19 protein-coding genes are annotated in these 23,959 nt (G+C 53.9%); 6 read left to right on the plus strand and 13 right to left on the minus strand.

The window, feature by feature from the left end; genetic code table 11:
* Positions 1-56: 56 nt before the first annotated feature.
* The 5 genes from parE to nudF all read right to left on the minus strand — a co-directional run bounded on the left by parE (position 57) and on the right by nudF (position 4,567).
* The gene (gene parE / locus D6M16_RS10515; protein ID WP_120511739.1) at positions 57-1,946 is read right to left on the minus strand and encodes a DNA topoisomerase IV subunit B; all 1,890 of its coding nucleotides are present in this window, start codon (positions 1,944-1,946) and stop codon (positions 57-59) included.
* Between the two features lie 120 nt (positions 1,947-2,066).
* Positions 2,067-2,645 carry an esterase YqiA gene (yqiA, locus tag D6M16_RS10520; protein WP_120511740.1) on the minus strand — a complete coding sequence of 193 codons (579 nt, stop codon included), beginning with the start codon at positions 2,643-2,645 and terminating at the stop codon, positions 2,067-2,069.
* Positions 2,645-3,469: a 3',5'-cyclic-AMP phosphodiesterase gene (cpdA, locus tag D6M16_RS10525; RefSeq protein ID WP_120511741.1), complete on the minus strand. Its 825-nt coding sequence runs from the start codon at positions 3,467-3,469 to the stop codon at positions 2,645-2,647. The genes yqiA and cpdA overlap by 1 nt, the downstream gene beginning before the upstream one ends.
* A gap of 28 nt (positions 3,470-3,497) precedes the next feature.
* Complete coding sequence (locus tag D6M16_RS10530) at positions 3,498-3,926, minus strand: DUF1249 family protein (RefSeq protein ID WP_082095874.1); 429 nt, start codon at positions 3,924-3,926, stop codon at positions 3,498-3,500.
* Positions 3,923-4,567 carry an ADP-ribose diphosphatase gene (nudF, locus tag D6M16_RS10535; RefSeq protein ID WP_120511742.1) on the minus strand — a complete coding sequence of 215 codons (645 nt, stop codon included), beginning with the start codon at positions 4,565-4,567 and terminating at the stop codon, positions 3,923-3,925. The genes D6M16_RS10530 and nudF overlap by 4 nt, the downstream gene beginning before the upstream one ends.
* Positions 4,568-4,985: 418 nt before the next feature.
* On the opposite strand from nudF, the gene tolC reads away from it, so the two are divergent.
* Complete coding sequence (gene tolC, locus D6M16_RS10540; RefSeq protein WP_120511743.1) at positions 4,986-6,278, plus strand: outer membrane channel protein TolC; 1,293 nt, start codon at positions 4,986-4,988, stop codon at positions 6,276-6,278.
* Between the two features lie 116 nt (positions 6,279-6,394).
* On the opposite strand, the gene hldE is transcribed toward tolC, so the two are convergent.
* From hldE to D6M16_RS10555, 3 genes are all read right to left on the minus strand, one after another.
* Positions 6,395-7,825 (minus strand): bifunctional D-glycero-beta-D-manno-heptose-7-phosphate kinase/D-glycero-beta-D-manno-heptose 1-phosphate adenylyltransferase HldE, encoded by a 1,431-nt coding sequence (gene hldE, locus D6M16_RS10545; RefSeq protein ID WP_120511744.1) that lies wholly within the window; start codon positions 7,823-7,825, stop codon positions 6,395-6,397.
* Between the two features lie 85 nt (positions 7,826-7,910).
* Positions 7,911-10,781: a bifunctional [glutamate--ammonia ligase]-adenylyl-L-tyrosine phosphorylase/[glutamate--ammonia-ligase] adenylyltransferase gene (glnE, locus tag D6M16_RS10550; RefSeq protein WP_120511745.1), complete on the minus strand. Its 2,871-nt coding sequence runs from the start codon at positions 10,779-10,781 to the stop codon at positions 7,911-7,913.
* 171 nt (positions 10,782-10,952) lie between these two features.
* A complete protein-coding gene (locus D6M16_RS10555; protein WP_120511746.1) occupies positions 10,953-12,551 on the minus strand; it encodes a methyl-accepting chemotaxis protein in 1,599 nt (532 codons plus the stop codon).
* Positions 12,552-12,784: 233 nt separating this feature from the next.
* Between D6M16_RS10555 and D6M16_RS10560 the strand changes: the two genes are divergently transcribed.
* Positions 12,785-13,576, plus strand: coding sequence for a potassium channel family protein (locus D6M16_RS10560; protein ID WP_338048215.1), 792 nt, complete (start codon positions 12,785-12,787; stop codon positions 13,574-13,576).
* A 105-nt stretch (positions 13,577-13,681) separates the two neighbouring features.
* On the opposite strand, the gene D6M16_RS10565 is transcribed toward D6M16_RS10560, so the two are convergent.
* On the minus strand, positions 13,682-15,199 hold the full coding sequence (locus D6M16_RS10565; RefSeq protein ID WP_120511747.1) for a CYTH and CHAD domain-containing protein: 1,518 nt from the start codon (positions 15,197-15,199) through the stop codon (positions 13,682-13,684).
* 450 nt (positions 15,200-15,649) lie between these two features.
* On the opposite strand from D6M16_RS10565, the gene D6M16_RS10570 reads away from it, so the two are divergent.
* The 3 genes from D6M16_RS10570 (at position 15,650) to D6M16_RS10580 (ending at position 18,397) form a co-directional block, all read left to right on the plus strand.
* Entirely contained in the window at positions 15,650-16,330 is a 681-nt protein-coding gene (locus D6M16_RS10570; protein WP_120511748.1) for a TIGR00153 family protein, read from the plus strand.
* Positions 16,331-16,360: 30 nt separating this feature from the next.
* On the plus strand, positions 16,361-17,629 hold the full coding sequence (locus tag D6M16_RS10575; RefSeq protein WP_120511749.1) for an inorganic phosphate transporter: 1,269 nt from the start codon (positions 16,361-16,363) through the stop codon (positions 17,627-17,629).
* Positions 17,630-17,821: 192 nt separating this feature from the next.
* Positions 17,822-18,397 carry a TIGR04211 family SH3 domain-containing protein gene (locus D6M16_RS10580; protein ID WP_420812231.1) on the plus strand — a complete coding sequence of 192 codons (576 nt, stop codon included), beginning with the start codon at positions 17,822-17,824 and terminating at the stop codon, positions 18,395-18,397.
* Positions 18,398-18,494: 97 nt separating this feature from the next.
* On the opposite strand, the gene D6M16_RS10585 is transcribed toward D6M16_RS10580, so the two are convergent.
* Positions 18,495-20,780: an AAA family ATPase gene (locus D6M16_RS10585; RefSeq protein WP_120511751.1), complete on the minus strand. Its 2,286-nt coding sequence runs from the start codon at positions 20,778-20,780 to the stop codon at positions 18,495-18,497.
* A gap of 103 nt (positions 20,781-20,883) precedes the next feature.
* Here D6M16_RS10585 and D6M16_RS10590 point away from each other — a divergent pair, with 103 nt between their 5' ends.
* Complete coding sequence (locus tag D6M16_RS10590; RefSeq protein ID WP_120511752.1) at positions 20,884-22,104, plus strand: multifunctional CCA addition/repair protein; 1,221 nt, start codon at positions 20,884-20,886, stop codon at positions 22,102-22,104.
* Positions 22,105-22,200: 96 nt separating this feature from the next.
* On the opposite strand, the gene D6M16_RS10595 is transcribed toward D6M16_RS10590, so the two are convergent.
* The 3 genes from D6M16_RS10595 to folB all read right to left on the minus strand — a co-directional run bounded on the left by D6M16_RS10595 (position 22,201) and on the right by folB (position 23,940).
* Positions 22,201-23,007 (minus strand): undecaprenyl-diphosphate phosphatase, encoded by an 807-nt coding sequence (locus tag D6M16_RS10595; RefSeq protein ID WP_120511753.1) that lies wholly within the window; start codon positions 23,005-23,007, stop codon positions 22,201-22,203.
* 92 nt (positions 23,008-23,099) lie between these two features.
* Positions 23,100-23,591, minus strand: a complete 492-nt coding sequence (folK, locus tag D6M16_RS10600; protein WP_120511754.1) for a 2-amino-4-hydroxy-6-hydroxymethyldihydropteridine diphosphokinase — start codon at positions 23,589-23,591, stop codon at positions 23,100-23,102.
* Entirely contained in the window at positions 23,584-23,940 is a 357-nt protein-coding gene (gene folB, locus D6M16_RS10605) for a dihydroneopterin aldolase (RefSeq protein ID WP_046222375.1), read from the minus strand. Before folB ends, folK begins: the two co-directional genes overlap by 8 nt.
* Positions 23,941-23,959: the final 19 nt, after the last annotated feature.

A 23,959-nucleotide genomic window follows, 5' to 3' on the forward strand; every position in this document is an offset into this window, starting at 1 on the left:
GTTGTCCTGATACCTGCCGGTCTGACCGGCAGGCGGAAATCATCAATTGGCGTGGCTCAGACTTCCACGTCGGCCAGATCACCCTTGCTTTGCAGCCAGCTACGGCGGTCTTCAGCACGCTTTTTACCCAGCAGCATATCCATCATCTGCAGCGTCTGCTCGTCATCATCCACTGTCAGTTGCACCAAACGGCGCGTATTGGGATCCATAGTGGTTTCACGCAGCTGCATCGGGTTCATCTCACCCAGACCTTTAAAGCGCTGCACATTCACTTTGCCGCGTTTACCGCTGAGGCGATCGAGGATGCCTTCTTTTTCCGCCTCGTCCAGGGCGTAATACACTTCTTTCCCCAGATCAATCCGGTACAAAGGCGGCATGGCGATATAGACGTGGCCGGCTCGTACCAAGGCTTCAAAATGCTTCATGAACAGCGCACATAACAAGGTGGCGATATGCAGACCATCCGAGTCGGCATCAGCCAGCACACAAATCTTACCGTAGCGCAGCCCGCTCAGATCATCACTGTCCGGATCGATCCCCAGGGCCACAGAAATATCATGTACTTCCTGTGAGGCCAGTACCTGATCCGCCGACACTTCCCAGGTGTTCAGAATCTTACCGCGCAACGGCATGATCGCCTGAAACACACGATCACGAGCCTGTTTGGCCGATCCGCCGGCTGAGTCACCTTCCACCAGAAACAGTTCGGTTCGGCTGAGATCCTGCTGCGAACAGTCGGCTAATTTGCCAGGCAGCGCCGGGCCACTGGTGACTTTTTTACGCACCACTTTCTTGCTGGCCCGCATCCGCCGATGGGCGTTGGCAATGCACAATTCCGCCAGCTGTTCGGCAATTTGCGGACGCTCATTCAGCCACAGGCTGAACGCATCTTTGACCACGCCCGAGACAAATGCCGCGCACTGGCGGGATGACAAGCGTTCTTTGGTCTGGCCGGCAAACTGCGGGTCCTGCATTTTCACCGACAGCACATAGGCACAGCGCTCCCAGATATCGTCAGCCGTCAGCTTCACGCCACGCGGCAGCAGGTTTCGGAATTCACAGAATTCCCGCATCGCATCGAGCAAGCCCTGGCGCAGACCATTAACATGTGTACCCCCCTGTGCCGTTGGGATCAGGTTGACATAGCTTTCAGTGATTAATTCACCGCCTTCCGGCAACCAGACCACGGCCCAGTCGGCCGCTTCGGTCTGCCCGGCAAAAACCCCGGTAAAGGGGGATTCCGGCAGCAGGGTATAGCCCTTGACGCCTTCAAACAGGTAATCTTTCAGGCCATCTTCGTAGCACCAGCGCAGGGTTTCGTTAGCTAATTTGTCGGTGAAAACAATTTCCAGGCCAGGGCACAATACGGCTTTGGCTTTCAGCACGCTTTTCAGACGGCTGACGGAAAATTTCGGGCTGTCGAAATACTTACCATCCGGCCAGAAATGGACACGCGTCCCTTTGGCGCGGCGGCCGCAGGTATCAATGACTTCGAGTTCACTGACTTTATCGCCGTGTTCAAAAGCAATCTGATACACCTGCCCGTCACGCTTGACCGTGACTTCAACGCGCTTAGAGAGCGCATTCACTACAGAGATCCCGACCCCGTGCAAGCCGCCTGAGAACTGGTAGTTTTTGTTAGAAAATTTGCCGCCTGCATGAAGTTTACACAGGATCAGCTCAACCCCGGATACCCCTTCTTCCGGGTGAATATCCACAGGCATACCCCGGCCGTCATCAATCACCTCAAGCGACTGATCTTCGTGCAGGATCACTTCGACTTTCCTGGCATGGCCAGCCAGGGCTTCATCGACACTGTTGTCGATGACTTCCTGACCCAGGTGGTTTGGCCGCGCCGTGTCGGTATACATGCCTGGGCGACGTCGAACCGGCTCTAGGCCGTTCAGAACCTCAATGGCTCCAGCGTTATAGCTTTGGTCTGTCATAGATTCGGAAAGTTACGAGAAAATGTTGCCACAATAGTCAGTAACCTCAGCCTTGATGTCAAGCTGAGGCTAATACGAGTCATTAAACAATGCCGTGCCCGAAAGCAGGCTGCGAAACAGTTATAAACCTAAAAAGCGGACAATATCGGCGGGATAACGATTAAATCCAATAAAACTGTGATCGCCGTTCGGTTCTACCGTCTGACGACAGGCTGCATACTTTTCCACCGCCTGACGGTAGTCCAGTACTTCATCACCTTCCTGTTGCAATAACCACAGTAAATCCGGCTGATCCAGCTCAGGAATCTCAAGCACTTTCAGCTCGTCCATATGAACCGGCGACAAAGCGTACTTCTCTTGCGTATACGGATTGACCTGCTCACCCAGATAATCTGCCAGCAACTCAAAAGGTTTCACCGCCGGGTTGACCAGCACAGCAGGCAGGCGATGCCGCTGGCTCAGCCAGGTAGCCAGATAGCCGCCCAGCGAGCTGCCCACCAGGCCAATGCGATATGTCGGCTTTAACTCAGTCACTAATGTATCAATAGACTGCGCTGCCTGGCTCGGGTAAGAAGGTAATTGTGGGATCTCAAGCCGGATATCAGGCCGGTTCGCCTGGCAGTATTCTGCCATGAGGCGGGCTTTCATCGATTGCGGCGAGCTGTTGAAACCGTGCAGATAAAGCAGCAAAGATTTCATCAGTAACCTGCAGCGTCAAACTGAGGAGTGAAGCTACGTTGGCGTACCCGCTCGACTTTGGTCTCAATCTCGCCGTTCGCTTGCAGGCTCAGCCATCGCCATCCGGGATTGGACTGATCCAGGGCAAAATCGTTGGAGTCAGGTTTGAACTGAATACAGGTCGACGGCGTGGCCAGCACCCGAACCCCCTGATGCAGCACATCCAGCTCCTGGTGAATATGACCGCACAATACGGCTTTCACCTGAGGATACTCAGAGACCACCTGCCAGAAAGCCTGATGATTTTTCAGCTGATGCTGATCCAGCCAGCGGCTGCCGGCAGCCAGCGGATGATGGTGCAGTAGCACCAGCGCATGGCGATCAGGATGGGCAGCCAGCGCCTGATCCAGCATCTGAAGCTGATCCCGGCTTAATTCACCGTGCGGTACGCCTACCACCTGACTGTCAAGCAAAATGACCTGCCAACGCTCACCGGCCAGCACCTGATCACAGGCCTTGATTTGCGGTGAAGGCAACACACTTTTCATGCTGGGTTGATAGTCGTGATTGCCGGGCAGCCAGAAGCAGGGCTGCACCCAGCGCCCGATCCCATCGGCAAAACGCTGATAGGAGGCCGGCGTGTGATCCTGCGAGATATCACCCGTTGCAATAATGGCATGAAACGGGCGTAGCTGAGCCGCCACTTCTTCGAGTACGGCATGAAAGCTGTCTTTTGTTGCTACACCCAGCAGGCTGCCTTTGTCATCCGCAAATAAATGGGTGTCGGTCAGTTGCAGCAAAAGTACACTATCTGAATTATCCTGCGGCAGAGAATAGGTCTGCAAAACGTCAAAACCTTGTTGAATGAAATCGTTAATAAACCGATTGCTTACTGAGACCGTTCTTCAGGCAGTAAGCCAGCCAATCTCCCAAAAAGCGATTAACCTGATGTTTTTCATCTTTTTGGTGCATCCGCATATTGGGGTAATCATACCTTGGCTTCAAACGTGAAATCTGCTGAATAGAACACACTTCTGCCACCCTGGCGTCATGATACAGACGCACTTTGAAGGTAGGCACCAGATAATCAGGCAAGCCTGCATCGGTTTCCATTTGCAGCTGAATCAGCGTAGTGTAGCGGGTTGATTCCAATATCCTGAGCTTATAATCATGGCCGCCGACCTGATAGGCACACTCCTCCCCTACCGCTTCACTTTTTGGCAGTAATGGAAGCAACTTCGCATAGTTGGTTTCATACAAACGCATGATACCCGCGAGATCGACCGTGTACCTTCTGTTCACTTCTCGTCCTTAACCCAATCGGCCTGCAGTTGGTGATAGTGTAATTGCAACCATTGTAGCGCAATGATGCTGGCCGCATTTTCTATTTTACCAGACACCACCCAATCATACGCCTCTTCACGGCTGACCACATGCACCTTGATATCTTCACCTTCGTCGTCAAGCCCGTGAATACCGGCTGCCAGGCGGCTATCGACACAACCGGCATAGACGCTCAGGGTTTCCGAACACCCGCCTGAACTGGACAGATAGCGGGTGATATGGACAAGCTGATCTACCTGGATACCCGCTTCTTCCACCGCTTCCCGGCTGACCACCTGTTCCGGGTTTTCGCCCGGCTCAATGATCCCAGCCACAATTTCCAGCTGCCAGGGCTGGCAATCACCCACCAGGGCACCAATGCGGAACTGCTCCACCAGCACCACCTGATCACGCACAGGATCGTACGGCAGCAGGGCCGCCGCATGGCCGCGGTCCAGCAGTTCCCGGGTCAGAGTCTGGCTCCAGCCGCCGGCAAACAAGCGGTGACGGAAACGGAATGCCTTCAGACTGAAGAACCCCTGATAGAGCGCTTCTTCATGCTCTACGTCGACATCCATCGCGCCGAGCACTCCCGGATTATTTTTGGACAAGTCAGACATCAGTCATCTCCATGTCATGGGACTTTCACGATTATCGCTCAGGCTCACTTGGGGTCACAGTAAACCAAAACGGCATTTTTTCATTCATCACTATTATGACGCAATGGGTGAACTCAACTTTTTTGATAAATGTTGCAGTAATATTTAATCCAGTCCAAAAATGAACACCCGAGATCTGGCGACTAATGTTAAACTGGTACAATATTACTTCTTACAAGTGAATTTTTGCTGCTCACTGATGGAAATCAACCACTAGCGTTGCGACATTTGTACAAATAGATTGCAATTTCCTTCAATAAACAGCATGTTCTTTTGTTAAATTTGCACAAAAAAATCACAATTGATCAGTTTCAAGCAAGGTATCATCAGGTAAACTGAACATTGCACATTATTTTGTCAGGACCAGGAAAAAGCATTCATGAAAAAATTGCTTCCGCTTTATCTAGGCTTAGCACTGGGTAGCCTCAGCCCATTTGCCATGGCTGACGATCTTGCCGATATCTATGAACAAGCCAAACAGAACGACCCTCAGCTGCTACGGGCCGCGGCTGATAAAGATACCGCTTTCGAAGCGATTAATTCATCCCGCAGTACACTATTGCCTCAAATCAATCTGACTGCCGGATTGCAGGCCTCACGCCTGGACTATGATGATGAAGGGTTTACCGGTGGCCTGAGCCTGAGCCAGTCGCTGTATAATCGCGCCAGCTGGGTCAACCTTGATATCAGCGAGAAGCAAGCCCGTCAAAGCGATGCCACCTATGCCGTTGCTCAGCAAAACCTGATTTTGCGTGTATCCACCGCTTACTTCTCAGTATTACGTGCGATGGACGATTTAGAGTTCGTTCGTGCCGAAAAAGCAGCCGTTGGCCGTCAGCTGGAGCAAACCAAACAGCGTTTTGAAGTCGGCCTGTCCGCCATAACTGACGTGCACGATGCGCAGGCTCAATATGACAGCGTTCTGGCTGATGAAATCCTGAAAGAAAACGCCCTGACCAACAGCTATGAAGAACTGCGTGAAATCACAGGTCAGGCACATAAAAACCTTTCTGTCCTGGATACCCAGCGCTTCTCTGCCAGCAGCCCGAACAACACAGTTCGTACTTTGCTTGAAAATGCAGAAAACGAAAACCTGACACTGCTGAGTGCCCGTATTGCCCAGGACGTCTCGCGCGACCGTATTGCACTGGCTGAATCCGGTCATTTGCCGACACTGAGCTTTGATGCCGGTTACAGCTACAACGACATGCAGCAAGGCCAAAGCAGCGATGAAGGCACCATTTCTGCAGGCATTAACCTCAACCTGCCGGTTTACACGGGTGGCCGGGTAACCTCTGAAGTGAAACAGGCCCAATACGCTTACGTCTCCTCCAGTGAAACACTGGAAGAAACCTACCGCGGTGTCGTCAAGAATGTGCGGGCTTTCTATAACAACATCAATGCATCTATCGGCGCTCTGAAGGCTTATCAGCAATCGGTGATCTCAGCCCGTTCAGCCCTGGAAGCCACCGAAGCCGGCTTTGATGTGGGTACCCGTACTATTGTCGACGTTCTGGACGCCACCCGCCGTTTGTATGATGCCAACCGTCAGCTGGCCACTGCCCGCTACGATTACATCATCAGCCAGCTGCAGCTCAAGCAGGCTGTCGGCTCGCTCAGTGAGCAGGACATTCTGGATGTCAACACAGGCCTGATTCCGGCAAAAAAATAACACCGCCATCATGTCCTGAAATAAAAAAAGCGCCGACAGGCGCTTTTTTTATGGGTTAGGCTCACTTTGTCACTTTGTCACTTTAGCTTCAGTAGCAGTGGCCGCAGAACAGCCTGTCAGCCTTTACCGCCGCGAATCGCTTCGATAATTTCTGTGGTCGAACAGCCGTCTTCAAAGTTCAGCACTCGTACTTCACCGCCGTTGGCAATCACTTCCTGACCGCCGGCAATTTGCTCTGGTTTATAATCACCGCCTTTCACCAGCAGATCAGGCAGGATCTCACTGATCAGGCGCTGAGGCGTATCTTCTTTGAACGGCACAACCCAGTCCACCGCGGCCAGTCCTGCAAGTACGGCCATACGGCGATCCTCAGGGTTCACCGGACGCCCGGCACCTTTCAATGCCCGTACTGAACTGTCAGCGTTCACCGCCACAATCAGACGATCACCCAGCTTGGCGGCTTCATTCAGATAAGCGACGTGCCCGGCATGCAAGATGTCAAAACAACCATTGGTCATCACCACTTTTTCGCCGCGGGCCTTGGCCGCCAGTACTGCTTGTTTGAGCTGGCTTTCGGCCATTACCCCAAAACCACTGTCCTGGCTGCCATGCACTGCATTGGTCAGCTCAATCGTCGAGAGTGTTGATGTGCCCAGCTTGCCGACCACGACGCCAGCAGCGGCGTTAGCCAGTTTGCAGGCATCAGACAGGGATTTACCGGCTGACAGAGAGGCCGCCAGTACCGAGATCACGGTATCGCCGGCACCGGTGACATCGTAAACCTCTTTGGCCTGTGTGGGCATGTGCAGTGGTTCCTGCCCTTTCTGCAGCAATGTCATGCCATGCTCGCTACGCGTGACCAGCAAGGCATCCAGATCAAACTTCTCGATCAGCGCCAGCCCTTTCTCCACCAGCTCTTCATCGGTTTTCGCTTTGCCGGCAACTGCTTCGAATTCAGTCAGGTTGGGAGTCAGCATAGTTGCGCCGCGATAACGCTCGAAATCTGTCCCTTTCGGGTCGATCAGTACGGCCACGCCATAACGGCGTCCCAGTTCGATCATCGCGCGGACATGTTCCAGCGCCCCTTTGGCATAATCAGACAGTATCATTGCCTTCACGTTCGGCAACGCCTGTTCAAGCCGTGGCAGAATCAGATCGGCATCCACATCGTGGAAACCTTCTTCAAAATCCAGACGGATCAGTTGCTGCCCGCGGCTCATCACGCGCAGCTTAGTGATGGTTGGATAATCCGGCAGGGAGACAAAATCACAACGTACTTTGAGCGATGCCAGCTTTTCATTGAGCGCCCGTGCAGCGTCATCAATGCCTGTCAGACCAACCAGACGGGCGTGCCCGCCCAGGGCGGCAATATTCATGGCCACGTTGGCCGCACCGCCGGGACGCTCTTCAATCTGGTCCACTTTCACAACGGGTACCGGTGCTTCCGGGGAAATCCGTCCCGTCGGGCCAGTCCAGTAGCGATCCAGCATTACATCACCCACAACCAGCACACTGGCTTGGTCATAATCAGGCAGCGTCAGTTTCATTCTTCTCTCCGGAACGGTAAAAACAGCGGAATATTATCATAAAAGCCTGTACTGCATACAGACAGGGCATGTCACTGGCATCGGGTTAACACTCGGGTGCTGTGTTGGGTTCTGGCTGAAAAATGGTTTGCCACAGTTGCATCACCAGATGTCGCTCTGCCGTAAACTGGCTGTCATCAACATAGGCATCATGGCCAAGCAAATTCAGACGGTGAATTTCATCACGCAGCGTGCAGTATGCCTGAATCAGCGCCATCGCCTGCTCCTCTTCCAGCACCCCTTTGGCTGCCATGGTTTCAAACAAACGAATATTGTCGGACCAGCGGGTTAATGCTGGCTGGTCGGCGCAATGGCGTAACACCAGATACTGAGTGATAAATTCAATGTCAGTAATGCCGCCGGGATCTTGTTTCAGGCCAAACTGCCCCGGTTTTTTCGTGCCGAGGTGCTGGCGCATTTTCTCACGCATGTCCATCACTTCCTGACGAAGCGCACCGGCGTCACGCGGGCGGGACAGTATGTCGGCTCTAACCTGATCAAAACCCGCTCTGAGTGCCGGATCGCCATACACCATACGTGCCCGCACCAGTGCCTGATGCTCCCAGGTCCAGGCTTCCTGTGCCTGATAGGCCGCAAAGGCATCCAGCGGGCTGACCAGCAACCCAGACGCGCCGGACGGACGCAAGCGGACATCAACCTCATACAAAACACCGGATGAAGTACGGGTAGAAAACAAATGGACGATTCGCTGCGTCAGCCGCAGGTAGAACTGCCGGCCATCAATGGCTTTATCGCCATTGGTGTACACTTCTGCCGGGCAGTCATGCAGAAAGACCAGATCCAGATCAGAACCGTAGCCCAGCTCCAGTCCGCCCAGCTTGCCGTAACCAATCACACCGAACCCGGTACTGTTGCGCTCTGCCAGATGTGACGGCTCACCGTACTTAGCCACCATCTGTAACCAGGCCTGCTTGACCACGGCACTGATAATCGCTTCTGCCAGATACGTCAGGTGATCGCTGACTTTCATCAGGGGCAGCACATCCGCGATGTCCGCCGCCGCAATACGCAGCAACTGCGCCTGCTTAAACTGGCGGATGGCTTCCATCTGCTGCTCCATGTCCTCTTCCGGGATTCGCGCCAGGTACTCTTGCAGCTCAGGCTGGTACTGATCCAAAGGCACGGGATTGTAAAGGTGCTGAGGGTCGAGTAACTCATCGAGCAAAATGGGATACTGAGCCAGCTGCTCTGCCACCATGGAGCTGGCTGCACAGAGCCTGACCAGGTGATCCAGCGCGCCGGGATGTTCACTCAGCAATTCCAGATAGGTAGTCCGGGTGGCAATGCGGACAACCAGGCGGGAGACACGATCCAGTACCACAGGTGCATCTTCGCGGGTGACAATACGCACCAGCACTTCCGGCATCAGACGGGCCAGTACTTCACGGCCTCTCGGCCCTATAGTGCGCTTGGCCAGTTCTGCTTTCATATGGCTCAGCACTTCGGCCTGGCGGGCAGCATCCGGAGCGGCAACATCATTCAAAATGGCGGTCACCAGCTCTTCGTCCTCAATCATGGTCCACATCTCATGATAAGGCTGCGCCGCGGCGTCCTGACTGTCTTCCTCATCTGTCCCGATAATCTCATCGAACACTTGATGGATTTCTGCCATGTGCTGCTGAATCTGCTGCTGCAGTCCGTTCCAGTCCGCACACCCCATCGCGGTGGCGAGCCGTATTCTGTCCAGCTCGGTATCCGGCAGTGTCTGCGTCTGTTTGTCATTAATGGCTTGTAACAGGTTTTCCAGACGGCGCAAAAAGGCATACCCCAGCTCCAGATGCTGCACCTGTGCGACCGGCAATAATCCCAGGGCGTTAACGGCATCCAGCGTTTCCCGCAGGCCACGGTGCCGCAGACTGGGCTCTCGCCCGCCACGGATTAACTGGAAGGATTGCGCAATAAATTCAACCTCGCGGATCCCGCCCGGGCCGAGTTTGATATTGTTGCTCAGACCGCGACGGCGAACCTCTGAGCTGATCATGGATTTCATCCGGCGCAGTGACTGTATGGCACTGAAATCAATATAGCGGCGGAAGACAAAAGGACGCAGCATCTGACGCAGAGTCTGATAATGGCGGGCGCTTTCATCACCCATGACTTTGGCTTTGATCATGGCATAGCGTTCCCATTCACGGCCCTGCTCCTGATAGTAATCTTCCAGTGCAGCGTAACTCATGACCAGTGGGCCACTGTCGCCAAACGGGCGCAGGCGCATGTCGACCCGATAGCAAAAGCCATCGACTGTCTGTTGATCCAGCGCCTTGATCAGTCTTTGTCCCAGACGGGTGAAAAACTGGGCGTTGGCCATGCTGCGCCGTCCACCCTGGGTTTCGCCGTTTTCCGGGTAAGTGAAAATTAAATCAATATCTGAAGAGAAATTGAGCTCGCCGCCACCCAGCTTGCCCATACCCAGGATCAGCATAGGCTGGGGCTCTCCGTCAGCATTGGTGGGGGTGCCGTATTCTTGACAGCACTGCGCATAGAGCCAGTTGTAAGCTTCCATGATCAGCGCTTCAGCCAGGCAGGACAGGTGCGACAGGCTTTGGCTCAGAGTGGCACGGCCGGTAAAGTCGCGCCAGGCGATCCACACCATTTCACGGCGACGAAAGGCGCGCAGCTCCCTTAACAACACGGTTTCGTCGGCCACTGCTGACAGGGCCTCCCTGAGTTCAGAACGGTATTGCTCGGCGCGCTCCCCGACAGCCAGGTTTTGGGGCAGCCAGGACAGTAAATCGCCATCCTGCACCAGGGAGGTTTGTATGAAATCACTGAGACCGAGCACGGCACTCAGTTCGTCGTTCAAATCCGATGGCCACAGAGCCAACGTTTCAGGGTGCGCCTGCTGCAGCTTTTCCAGTGCCCGTTCAGCAGCGTGTTGCAAGAGTGCGTGTGTCATATCAATTCCTTGGCAATCAGTCAGGGCTGTTGGCCCAGCATCGCAGTCAGCTACCCGAGCTTGATCAGATATCTCGGGTATAAGCAATAAGATAACGGATTACGACAACAACGCCCACCTGTCGGTGGGCGTCTGAGTGTAATTATGGGGCGAAGAACAGTCCGGGATCGGTCAGATGCGGAAGGCCTGAATTTTCTGTTCCAAATCGGCTGACTGACCTTTCATGGTATCTGCCGTTTCTGTCAGCTCTGTGACGACGACTACCGAAGCTTCGACTAACTCCCTTACATTATTGAGGTTTTGGTTCATCTCTTCCGCTACCGCGCTTTGCTGTTCAGAGGCAGTCGCAATCTGGAAGTTCATATCATTGATGCGCTGAACCTGCTGGACAATCTTATCCAGTTCGCCGCCTGCGCTGGTCACCAGATCCACCCCTTCGGCCGCCTCAACCACACTTTGCTCCATCAGGCCGACAGCCTGCTTGGCACTGTCTTGCAGCTGGCCAATCATGTCCTGAATTTCAACGGTGGCCACCTGGGTGCGCTGCGCCAGGTTACGCACTTCATCGGCCACCACGGCAAATCCTCGTCCGGCATCACCGGCCCGCGCCGCTTCGATGGCAGCATTGAGTGCCAGCAGGTTAGTTTGCTCGGAAATGCCCTGAATGGTGACAATCACGCTGCCAATTTTTTCAACCCGGTTTTCGACCTGAGTCACGGCTTCAGCGGAGGCGCGGATATCGGTGGACAGCTGATCGATGGTGGCGATCGTTTTCACCACAAATTCCTGCCCCTGGTGGGCCTGTCTGGCCGTCCCTTCCGTCGCGCCAGAGGCTTCACGCGCATGCTCGGCCACGGTTTGCACAGTAGAGGTCATTTCACTCATGGCAGAAGCCAGCTGGTCAATCTCATGAAACTCTTCCTGCGCTGACTCTTTGGTTTCCTGCATGCTCATTGACATCACATCCGCCAGTTCATGCAGTTCACCCGAGACGCTGCGTTGATTCTGAATGACTTCTTTGAGCTGGATACGGGTACGTTCCAGTTCGCGCGCCAAATCGCCGTATTCATCCTGACAGTTCATCACTATCGGCTGAGAAAGATCGCGGTTAGCCAGACGCTTAATGGCATCGGCCAGATAGCCGGTCTGACGCAGCATCAAGCTGGCAGCCCCTAGCAGCAATACCATAAAAGCCAGGATCATCAAGGCCGTCTGCCAGGCTATCTGTACCATATAAGCACTGTAGTAACTGTCCGCATCATCGGCAGACTGCGAAGCAATCACTAACCAGTGACCGCTGCCGGCCAGAGGCACGGCATATTCAAATCGTTTTGCGCCGTCCAGAGTAAGTGCACGCTCACTGCTTAACTGAGACAGCACAGAGCCGAGCGGCTGGCCATTTTCGGTGGAGCGGTTCAATGCCTTGATCTGCTCAGCGCCAGGGTGACCCAGTACCCGCCCATTCTCAGTGTTGACCAGATAGTAATACGCACCGTCTGCACTTGCCTGAGCCTGTACCGCTGACAGGGCCATGGCTTGTCCCTGCTCGCCCTGAGACAAGAGGCTGCTGAACATAGCCGCTTGTTTTTGCGCCTGCTCTCTGACTTGCTCTTTCTGAATATCAATGACTGACTGGTAGAAAATACTGGCGTCCCACAATTGTTTTCCTACCAGTAAGAGGGTACTGAATACCATGAGTACGATGAGTTTGGGTACTAGCCTGATATTACTCAGCCCTTTTTCCCAGGGTTTGAAAGCCATGTCAGCCATAATTATTATCTCCTTTGTCCTAGGATCTGTTGATCCTAAAGCGGTTCAGTCCTCGAACGCTTCGAATCATCGGCCTGGCTGCAAGGAGCCAGTATTGAATAAGTTGTCTGCAAACCGACAAAAACGCCGTCTGCGCTCAGAACAGGCTTGCAATTCACTCAACAACACCAGTAAATTCAACTTGCCAGCGGTATCGAGTATCATATATGCCTGTATTAAATATCTGAAATTGAATGATGAAAAAGATCGATGGTGTCAAACATGAGCTGAATCCCATGAGCCTGGTGGCACTCGTATTGTCATTCGTGTCACTGGCTCTGGTCACCAGCCTGTTCTTTATTCCGCGTGATGACAGGGTCTATTCACTGTTTATCACCATAGATACCCTGATCTGTATGGTATTCTGGCTCCAGCTCACCGCTGATCTGCTGCGAAGCCAAAACAAAAAAGCATTCCTTAAAACACACTGGCCCGATTACCTTGCCAGCATTCCCATTATTGAACCGTTACGCTTTATGCGTCTGGTACAGATCTTTCGTGTCTTACGTCTGATCCGCACCGGACAGCAGCTTTTGCAGCACATTCTGTATTACCGGCGCGAAGCCACCATCGCCACCATTGTTTTAATCCTCACTGTACTGGTTACCGTCGGCTCTTCCTTGATCCTTATCATTGAAAGTCACGATCCCAATGCCAATATTCAGTCTGCCGATGATGCTATCTGGTGGGTCTTTGTGACTATCTCCACCGTGGGCTACGGGGATCACTACCCGGTGACCACTCTGGGTAAAATACTGGCGACTGTCATTATTACCTGCGGCGTTGGTCTGTTCGGTATGGTGGCCGGTTTGATCAGCTCGTTTGTTTCAGATCCCAATAAGCACAAGCCCTCCCCCCAGCACCATGATCATATGCACTGGGAAAAGATTCTGGATAATCAGGAGCAGTTGCTTAAGCGCATTGATGATCTGGAACAGCGCCTGGCTGACTCCTCACAGCACGGCAAGAGAGGAAAAGAAAACTAGCACAACCGCCATCCAAGCCGGTGGGCTTAGAGGAAACAACAAAAAACGCCTTCTGAATCAGAAGGCGTTATCTGTACATAGCTGCTTTGGCTGACGGGATAAAGATTATGGCCAGTAAGGTGGCTGTGCCAGACCTATCTGGCGGCTCTGATCCATCGCATGCAGCAGGGAATCTTCCTTACGGTGCAGCCATTTATCGATTTGCTTACGATCTTCTTCATCTTCGTAGTCAGGCTGAAGGGCCCGAATCGGCTCAAGCTGGCGCAAGTCTTCCATCCCCTGCAGAATATCCAGCCACGGGCTGCGGAATACTTCACGTCGCTCATCTTCATATAAAGAGGCAAAACACAGGCCTCCCATCAGATTACGGAGCAGCCTTGCCTGCTGATCGAGATAATCTGCCCGGCTGAGCGCACGCTTCTCACTGAAGGCCTCTACCAGCTCTTCCCAGGCTTTCGACAAGGCCGAATCGGCAAACGACTTCGCCGATGCTGCCAGCCGCTCTCTGGCTTTTTCATCCAGGAACGGTTGCCATCCGCGGCTCAGCAGCCAGCTGCTCAGGTTAAGCAGCAAATTACAGTAACGGGCAGATTTGAGCAGACGCAGAATGTCATCCGGCTCTGGCAGTTCTTCCTGACGTTCTTTCAGCTGTTTGACCAGAGACTTGCGGGCATTGAGTTTTTTCAGCGCGTGGCCTTTTTCGGCCAGCCAGCGTTGTATCGCGTCCGCTTCCTGCAGCCAGTTAAGCTCACCTTCAAGCCAGGTCAGTTCCTGACGAAGCTGCGCGCTGGCCCGCCGAGGTATCATGCTGCCATACACCACCAGAGTCTGGCGGATCAGGGAAATCGAATGGCTGATCTCTGTCAGTGCCGGCAATGCCTGACGCTCAACATAGATCTGCTCGTGATAATGCCAGTGCGCCAGCGCATGCTCCATGGCAATCACTAACGCATTTTCTGACGAGACATCCGCGGCAAGAGGCACATAAGACAGAGGCAGCACGTCATCCCCCTGATGCCCGGCAGCAAGTCGATAGCCTCGTGCCGCTTTGCTCAGGTTCCCCAGCCGCATGCCACCCTCTTCGCACAGATCGCGAGCCAGGGTGAACAAGGCCTCGGTCTGCCCGGATTTCAGCTCCAGTTCCACTTCACAAATCGGCTCACAGCAGTCATTCGCACGCACCTCACCCTGATCAAAGGCCAATTCGATCTGGCTGCCATCCGGCATGGCAATCAGCCACTGCTGGCGCTCAAAGTCGGTAGAGAATAAAGGTGAGATCTGGCTGGAAATAGCCGCAATATCAAAGTGCTCAGGCCAGGCATCGCTCGGATGTAAGGCTAAATCCGGTTGCGGGCCGTTGAGTTCAGCATTGTATTCGGGGCGCTGATGCAATCCTGCAACAACACGTCCGGCTGTCTTAAGGGTCTGAATATAAACATCATCAATGCTGCGAACCCGCAAGCCGATGTCGTGCTGACGAAGAATTTGCTCAGGAGTATCAAAGTAAATGTTACCCAGTCGTTTACTGCTTTGCTGCAAGATTTTGGCTTGAGCAATCTTCCGCAATAACTGACCCGAAAAATCCGCTGAGACGAAAAACTTCAGTTCTATCTCGGTTTCCATAATTGTCCCTATAAACGGTAGCCAGCCAAGGATATTGGCTAATCCGGCCTGTAGCAAGCAAGAAATCTCCAGAAATAGGCGTACAAAATGTGTTTCCCTGTACTAAGTTATACGTTAACATGCGCGCCATAGGGCCTGTTGACCTTTGGACTATTTGCTCTAACCAGTGCTGAAAAAGCGCTAATCAAGGCACGAATCATGGAGTTTAGTGCGCTAAATAAATGATGAGTAACGCAGAGAAGCGCTTGTTCTCCTCAACCTTATGGGGCTGTGGGGACAATTCTGGCTCGCGACGTTACCCTCTTTCTCTAGCTCTCTTCCGCCATACCATTTCTGCCTTTTTAACGCATAGAACCCGCCTCTTTTCGGGTTGATACTCCAAAGGCAACAGGCTCTGATCCATCGCTCAAGATTTCGCCTTTATTACAGGTATCTTTAGGTTGATCGGCTATGCCAGTAAATACAATTATGGGGCTCTTTGCTAAATCCCCAATCAAACCATTGCAACGCCATGTCACTCGTGTGAATGAATGTTGTGAATTGCTTGTTCCGTTTTTCGAGGCGTGTCACGCCAAAGATTGGGAAAAAGCCGGACAGTATCGTGAACAGATTTCGCAGCTTGAAAAAGATGCGGACGTGCTCAAACGTGAAATCCGTCTCAAGCTTCCTCGTGGTCTGTTCATGCCAGTCGACCGGACTGACATGCTGGATCTCCTCACTCAGCAGGACAAACTCGCAAATCTGGCCAAAGATATTGCAGGTCGTGTCTACGGACGTCAGTTAGACATTCCTGAGCACTTTTATCCAGACTTTCTTGCCTATGTTCAACGCTGCCTTGATGCTGCCAATCAGGCCAGCCGTGTCATCCATGAACTGGATGAACTGCTGGAGACCGGCTTTAAAGGCCGTGAAGTGACTCTGGTGGCGGAAATGATCAATCAGCTTGACGTTATCGAAGATGATACCGACAGCATGCAGATTATTCTGCGCCAGCAACTACGTAAGGTCGAAGACCAGTTCAATCCCGTCGATGTGATGTTTATGTATAAGATCTTCGAATGGATTGGCGGTATCGCCGACCAGGCTCAGCGTGTCGGTTCGCGACTCGAAATCATGCTATCCCGCTCATAACGAGCACGGTAAATACAACAAGGTTTTACAATGGAAATCCTGGCTAATTATGGCACCATGATCATCGTGGTGGCGGCCCTCTTTGGCTTTCTAATGGCTATTGGTATTGGTGCCAATGATGTGGCTAACGCAATGGGTACCTCAGTAGGTTCCAAAGCGCTGACAGTCAAACAGGCGATTATTATCGCCATGATCTTTGAATTTGCCGGCGCCTATCTGGCTGGCGGTGAAGTCACAGATACCATACGTAAAGGGGTCATTGACACCTCTCACTACGTCAATCAGCCTGAAATACTGGTTTACGGCATGATGGCGTCATTGCTGGCGGCAGGTTCATGGCTATTGCTGGCGTCCTACATGGGCTGGCCGGTCTCCACTACGCACTCTATCATCGGTGCCATCATAGGTTTTGCCTGTGTATCTGTTGGTACGGAAGCGGTTGACTGGGGCTCGGTACAGGGCATAGTGGGCAGCTGGATTATCACGCCGCTGATCTCAGGGATCTTTGCCTATGTCATCTTTATCAGTGCACAAAGGCTGATCTTTGATACCGATACCCCGCTCATCAACGCCAAGCGTTTTGTACCTGTTTACATGTTCCTTACCACTATGGTCATCGCGCTGGTCACGATCAAAAAAGGCCTGAAACACGTGGGTCTGCACCTGTCGACCGGTGAAGCCTGGCTGGCTTCGATCGCGGTGTCACTGATCGTGATGGGATTCGGCTATCTCTACATCCGTCGCAACTATGCCGATGCGGAGCAGACTGTGGGCCATAACGGCTATGCGGGCGTTGAGCGCGTATTCAGCCTGCTGATGGTCGTTACCGCTTGTGCGATGGCCTTTGCACACGGCTCCAACGATGTGGCTAACGCCATTGGTCCTCTGTCTGCTGTGGTATCAACGGTTGAGCACATGGGCCAGCTGTCCGAGAAAACCGCCATTGCCTGGTGGATTCTGCCATTGGGTGGTTTGGGTATAGTCGTGGGTCTGGCGACCATGGGTCACAAAGTCATGGCAACTGTGGGCACAGGGATTACTGAGCTGACACCGAGCCGCGGCTTTGCAGCACAGCTGGCTACCGCGTCGACCGTGGTACTGGCGTCGGGCACAGGTTTGCCTATCTCTACCACACAAACCCTGGTAGGTGCAGTACTGGGTGTAGGCTTTGCCCGCGGTATTGCCGCCCTGAACATGGGTGTTGTTCGTAACATCGTGGCATCTTGGATCGTTACCCTGCCAGCAGGCGCCCTGCTAGCAGTCATTTTCTTCTATGTAATGCAAGCGGCTTTTGGCTGATTTTTGTCAGTCTTCCGTAAACTTTACAAAAAAGTAGCACAAGGTCAAAAGAGGGAGGCTATGCCTCCCTCTCCTCTTGCGCCATCGCCGCAAAATTCTTAGTATCTGTGCTCCATCGATTAATCAAGCTCCTTCAAGGATCCCAGAGTGAAGCAACTTATCCGCTTAGTTTTTGCCGCTATCACCGTTCTGATGACAGCTCAGGTACACGCTCAGCAGGTGCGTTACATCTCCGATGACCTGTTTACTTACATGCATCGCGGGCCAAGTACGCAATTCAAAATTATGGGCAGCGTAGACGCTGGCACGAAAGTAACCCTGTTGGAAGTCAACAAAGAATCGGGTTTCAGTAAAGTGGTTGACGACCGCGGCCGCACGGGCTGGGTCAAAAGTGATTTCATATCTAATCAGGTTGGCCTGAAAGAACGCCTGCCAAAATTAGAAAAAGAACTGACCGAAGTAAAAAAAGCACTGGCCAACGCCAAGCAGTCCAGCGATGAACGCAATGCGACGCTTCAGTCTTCACTGGAGAACCGTACTGAGCAGATCACCGATCTGGAAGAGCGAAACACCAAGCTGAATGACCAGCTGTCGACGTCCCAGTCTGAAATCCGTGAACTGCGCGCTAAACTGGATACCCAGGCAGACGATCTGCTGATGAGATGGTTTACCTACGGCGGCATGGTTGCAGGTGGAGGACTGTTGTTTGGTCTGGTACTGCCTCACCTGATCCCACGTCGTAAAAAACGCAATAATGGCTGGGCCTGATTCGCCAATAGCCATTTCAAAAACAAAAAAGGCAGCTGAGCTGCCTTTTTTGTTTCCGTCTGTCAGGCTTTCCACTGACTGACGTCGTTTGTGAGCCTTACCCTGACGGCCACTGAGACAATGCCGCCATCTCAAAGCGGATATGCTCAAAATCCAGAATGACCTTACGCGGTTCAATCTTCTCCAGCCTCACACCTGGGGCAACTTCGTCGCCTTCATAAGCCTCGCGGTTATTCACCTTAACCCAGCGACTGTTCGCACTGGATGAGTAGATATGGGTCTGCAGATTGATTGCCGGTAATCGCGCCTGAACGCTCTGAGGCAGATCAGCAACCGTCATCACCTCTTCGGCCACGTGCGGCTTTTCTTTCACCACGGCCGCAGTGACGGATCTGGGATCAACCAAGGCCGGTGTATCGGCCTGATCAGTAGCGGCAATCGCCTGATGCAGACGATTGGCCAGCTCAGGAGACAGGCCCGACAAATCCAGTTTATCCAAATCCAGGAAGTTCATCTGGCTGTCACTGACTGCGGTATCCGTTGTTACTGTGTCCATGGCAGCTGTATCACTGGTTGTTGTGCCCGAGGGCTGCTCACCAGCTGGGTCATACAGCGACCGCCCGGCTTCAAAAGCACTGCGCTCTGCATTGCCGTACAAGGGTAAACCCGGTGCAGGCAAGGCCTCTGTGGTTAACTTAGGAAACGGCAGAAATGACATCGGGTGGCTGCCGTTAACGGCATCACCATCGGTGCGGTACTCTTGATGCAGTGTCGGCCCGGGCAGCGACAACGCGGTATCCAGCACCATCAGCGTCATGGGTCCGGCAATCCCGTCGGCATACAAGCCCTGAGCCTGCTGAAAACGACGCAGCTTCTCAAGCACAGCTTGATCAAAGTCTCTGCTGGCCATGCCCGGCTCACCCAGTAAACGGTTAAGCTGTCTGTCCAGCCAGGCCACACGGCCGCCTTGCTGACCATAACGTATGCTGGTGCTTTCCCCCATCGGCGGACGCCACATCAGGGTATAGTCCTGCTGCCAGCGCGCCTGCAACCATTCCCGGCTCACTCTGAGCCGCTCTCCGCCCAGCATCAGCTCGGCTTCACCCGGCCAGAGCGCATAAAGCACCGCATAAAAGCGCTCGCCATCATCCTGGCTCAGAGTCAGTATGGCAGGCCGGTTGATCAGGCTGAGCTGGGCAAGATCGCCCTTGCTTTGCTGGCAGGTCAGGCCGATACGGGTACTGCTGAGGCAGTTCGCCTGACTGGGCGACACCTCATAGCCCCACAGTCGATAAAGGGTCTGCATGGCTTGCCTTTCCGTCGGCTGCAGGGCCAGCACAGCTTGCCAGCGTTCTTCCAGTGCCGCCAGCGCCCGGCCTTCATCCGTTTCCGGTAGTCGCCCCGAGGCAGGCGCAGAAACTACGGCCGTTTCCTGCACCACGGCGCCCAGCTTATTTTCCGCTACCCAGCCACCACCCCAGTAGCCCGCCGCGATTAACGCCGGAGCCAGAATGGCGGCAATTGCCCAGCCCAGACGGTGGCGCGATGGGTCCGCGACCTGTGCCGGCTGTGGGACCGCCCATCCCAGAGCCAGCTCACTGGCCTGTTTGATGTGCTCAGGGTTGATCTGATACCGGCTGTCACGGCAGGCAAGCTGCAAGGCTTTATCGCACACCAGGTTGATCTGGCGCGGAATGCCGCCGCATACCCGGGCCAGTGTCTTCAGCGCCTGGGGCGAGAAAATCTGATGAGCGCAACCGACCTGATCGAGACGAAAACGCACGTAAGCCGCCACTTCCACTTCAGTCAACGGCAGCAGGTGATAGCGTGAGGTAATGCGCTGAGCCAGCTGACGCAAGCCCGGCTGCTGCAGTAACTGCTGCAATTCGGGCTGACCGGCCAGCACGACTTTCAGCAGTTTGCGCTGATCATTTTCCAGGTTGGTCAGCAGACGTAGCTGTTCGAGCACGTCCGGCAGCAGATGCTGCGCTTCGTCGACCAGTAACAGCGTATGACGCCCGGCCTGATCATTGGCTTTGAGGTGGGCATACAATCTGTCAGTCAAGATCTTATAACTGTCTTGTGGTGACGCCGGCAGCCCTAACTCATCACAGATGCTTTCCAGCAACTCATGCGCCGATAACGCCGGGTTCAGTACCACAGCAACTTGGGTCTCCTCACCCAGTTTAGACAACAAGGCGCGCAGCACTGTGGTTTTGCCGGTACCGACTTCGCCGGTAAGCAGGCCAAAACCACCACCATCAGCCAGTCCGGCCAGCATATGATTCAGCGCTTCGCGGTGGCGGTCGCTGAGATAAAGAAATCGTGCACTGGGCACAATCGAAAACGGGGCTTCGGTCAGGCCAAAAAATGCCTTGTACATGTCTTCGTCCGGGATGAAGTAAAATAACTGAGATACATTAGCGTTCGTGACACCGATTGTATACCCTTCGGGGGCAAGACTGACAAAAGACGAGGAGAGAAAAGTGGATATTTATCTGGTTGGCGGCGCGGTACGGGATCGGCTGCTGGGATTGCCCGTTAAAGACAAAGACTGGGTAGTCGTCGGCACCACGCCTCAGCGCATGCTGGACCAGGGGTTCAGCCAGGTAGGTAGCGATTTTCCTGTCTTTCTGCACCCCAAAACCAAAGAAGAATATGCCCTGGCCCGCACCGAACGAAAATCGGGCAAAGGCTATACCGGCTTTGAATGCTATGCCGCCCCGGATGTAACGCTGGAACAGGACCTGATGCGGCGGGATCTGACCATCAACGCCATTGCCGAGGCGCAGGACGGTACCTTGGTCGACCCTTATCAGGGCCAGCAGGACATAGAAAAGCGTCAGCTGCGCCATGTCTCGCAGGCATTTGTTGAAGATCCGCTGCGTGTCTTGCGTGTCGCCCGATTCGCGGCCCGTTTTGCTCCGCAAGGCTTCACCGTTGCTCCTGAAACGCTGGCGCTGATGCAGGAGATGGTGGCAGACGGTGAACTGGAAGCCCTGACGCCCGAACGGGTATGGCAGGAATGGGAGCGCGCCCTGCATACCGAGCGCCCGGATATCTTTCTGACCGTGCTGCGTCAGTGCGGCGCACTGGGAGTAGTAATGCCGGAGATCGACGCGCTGTTTGGCGTTCCGCAGCCCGAGAAGTGGCATCCGGAAATCGATACCGGTATCCACACCCTGATGGTGTCCTATCAGGCGGCATTGCTGAGTAACGATCCTGTGATCCGCTTCAGTGCCCAGGTGCATGATCTGGGTAAAGCCCTGTCGCCCAAAGCAGAGCTGCCCAGCCATAAACTGCACTGCCAGCTGGGGATGGATGTGATCCGCCAGCTGTGCCAGCGCCTGAGAGTGCCGAATCATTATCGCGATACCGCGCTGATGGTCTGCGCTCAGCACACCAAGGTACATCGCGCACAAGAGATGCGCCCCGCCACCTTTATCAGACTCTTTGATCAGATAGACGCCTGGCGAAAGCCGGAGCGAGTTGAACAGTTAGCCATTTGCTGCCGGGCTGACATCCGCGGCCGGACCGGATTTGAAGACGCCCCCTATCCGCAGGCCGATATCCTTCAGGATGTCTTTTCCGCCGTACAGGCCGTCGAAGTGAAACCTATTATTGAGGCAGGCTATCAGGGCGCAGCCATCAAGGAACAACTGGCTATCCGGCGGGCTGAGGCGGCGGCGCAGGTGCTGTGCCGCTAAAAAATAGCGCCGCCTGCACATGATCTCTGCCCACAATATCAGCGCAAAAAAAAGCCGGAGCAAAATCCGGCTTCCTTTCATTGCGTTCTGGCTGAATTACTGCTGGCTTAGCAGTAACGCGATCAGGCCAACGCCCAGCAACAGCCGGTAAATCACAAATGGCAGCATACCCACGCGCGTCACCAGCTTCAGGAACACATGGATACAGGCATAAGCACTGATGAAGGACACCGCCAGCCCTATCCCTAAGCCGCCAAAATCAATCGGGGCACTGCTCTCAACCAGCTTGGTGCCCAGATACGTTCCGGCCAGCAAGATAATTGGGATCGACATCAGAAACGAAAAACGGGCAGCAGCTTCGCGGGTAAAACCCAGGTAGAGCGCCGCTGTCATCGTCGCACCTGAACGCGATGTACCGGGAATCATGGCCGCCGCCTGCGCCAGGCCAATAAACAGTGAGCGCTTGGCGTTTGCATCATACTCATCGCGGGTTTGGCTCGCACGGCGATCCACCCACCACAACAGCAGACCAAACACGATAGTGGTGACCGCAATCACCCACGCAGAGCGTAAGTACAGTTCAACAATATCGGCCATAAAGAAGCCAAACACACAGGCCGGAATAGTCGCCAGTACTATCATCCAGGCCAGACTGGCTTCACGACAACGGTGACCTTTGAAGATAGACGCCAGCCAGGCCGACAGCAAAGACACCACTTCTTTGCGAAAATACACCACAACCGCTGCCAGCGTACCCACATGCACGGCAACATCAAAAGCCAAGCCCTGATCTTCCCAGCCAAATACCTGCGACGGCAGGATCAAATGCGCCGAGCTGGAGATCGGCAAAAATTCAGTCAGCCCCTGGATCAATGCCAACATGAACGCTTCAAAATGACTCATTGTTTACCTTTAACTCTTCGAAAACATAATACGAGAAAGTGTATCGCCAAAGGGTTGACCCCAGGTTTCCCTGACAGTTCAGTGCATTGCTGTCAAACTGTGTCAACATTCAGCGCAACTGGCGTCAGAACCTGCTGATCGTCGAATGCCTGCCAGATTTCCGCCACTGTGCGTCCATCTCCCGGTATTACCAAGTGCGGATTCAATTCATAGAGCGGCAGTAAGACGAAAGCAAACTTGTAGATATCCGCCCGCGGCAGCACTGGCGCTTCGGGGCTTATCAGCTCACCAAACAGCAACAGATCCAGATCCAGCGTCCTGTTTTGGTTTTTCACGGCATCCGGCTGGCGGCCATACTGCACTTCCAGGGCTTTCAGTCTGCGCTGCAGGGCATCCAGCGACAAGTCTGTCTCTAATGCCACCACACAATTGAAAAAAACGGGACCGTCAAAACCAACAGGTTCCGCTTCAAAAATACGGGAAACGCGACACTGGGATCCTAACTGCTTCAGCTCAGCCACCGCCGCACGCACATAGTGCTCACGGTTGATATTACTGCCGATGCTGATGTAAACCTCAGTCACGGCGTCCCCGCTGAATCACCACACCGACACCGCGCGCATTCGGCACTGCGCCCGGCTTGGTCACTGTCACTTTGATCCAGGGTACGTTGAAACGTGTCATGATCAGGCTGGCAACTTCCTCTGCCACCCGCTCGACCAGCAGAAAGCGGCCCTGTTCCACAAACTCAGTCACTGTCTGGCTGACGGCTGCGTAATCAAGCGCCAGTGACACATCATCGGCCAGCGCCGCGGGCTGATTGTCATGGGCCATTTCCAGGTCCAGCACGAGTTTCTGCTTAATTTCCTGCTCCCAGTCATACACCCCGATAGAGGCGATAACGTCAAGATGTTCGATAAATACTGAATCCATGTTCCATCGCTAATTTTGT

Source organism: Photobacterium salinisoli (genome assembly GCF_003614885.1).
In the GTDB taxonomy this organism is placed as follows: Bacteria; Pseudomonadota; Gammaproteobacteria; order Enterobacterales; family Vibrionaceae; genus Photobacterium; species Photobacterium salinisoli.